The organism is Paracraurococcus lichenis (assembly GCF_030657435.1).
In the GTDB taxonomy this organism is placed as follows: Bacteria; Pseudomonadota; Alphaproteobacteria; order Acetobacterales; family Acetobacteraceae; genus Paracraurococcus; species Paracraurococcus lichenis.
Genome location: NZ_JAUTWS010000362.1, coordinates 1 through 881, shown reverse-complemented (window position 1 = coordinate 881; position 881 = coordinate 1). Strand labels below are relative to the sequence as shown.

General features: G+C 66.3%; 1 protein-coding gene. It reads right to left on the bottom strand.

Translation table 11 applies throughout. The features are described from left to right. Positions 1–203: 203 nt before the first annotated feature. On the bottom strand, positions 204–881 hold a 678-nt coding region (locus Q7A36_RS40255; RefSeq protein ID WP_305109401.1), incomplete at its 5' end, for a tetratricopeptide repeat protein.

The window sequence follows — 881 nt, the reverse complement described above, 5'->3', positions numbered from 1 at the left end:
AATGTGCTGAACCGTATGCTCAAGCTCGGATGTCCGAAGTATGTCCGCGTTGCATAACCCTGAATGCGGGTAGGGCTACGTGCGTCCACACCGCTGATCCGTGCACCACACTGGCCTGTCGAGGCAGAATTGGGTCAGCAACAATACGGCTCGGTATGAGACCGCCTTGCCATCGGCTTTGGCAGGCGTCGCCGATAGTCTCATCACTCGGGTAACCCGGCGAGCCGCAATGCTTCGGCATAGGTTGTCGCCATGCTCGCCAGCGGCACCGGAATGCGCGCAAAAAAGCCTGAAATCGTCAGACCTGGCTCGACGGTCAGCAGATCCTGCACCACCCGTCGAGCGCTCTCGTGCCGTCCGGTCCGTACCAGCGCGACGGCGAGCACGCGCAGCGCCACCGCGAAGCGCCGGTTCTGCGCCAGCGCTCGCTCGGCCCAGGCAGCCGCACCGGTGAAGTCCTCATCGATCACCGCGGCGATCGCCAGCGCGCCGGACATCAGCCAGCCGCGCGGGTCGCGCGGGTTCAGCCGCTGCGCGCGCGTGATCATGGCGCGGCCCGCGCCCTGGTTGCCCGACATGATCTCGATCCAGCCGGCGAGCGTCAGGGCTATGGCGGAACTCGGGTTGATCAGCAGCGACCGGCCGAACAGGTCGCGCGCCCTGTCCCGGTCCACTTGTGCCATGTTCCAAATGGCGAAAGCCGCCATCCACAGGACCTGCGCGTTGTTCGGCGCGATCTCGATGGAGCGCCACGCCAGCTGCAGCGCCTCCGTTCGCGTCGTCTCCTCCGACGGTGTCCAGCCCTGGAAGTGTCGCTGTGCATGGAGATACGCTGCCGTGGCCATCGCCGCGGCATAGGCCGGGTCGATCGCCAGCGCCTG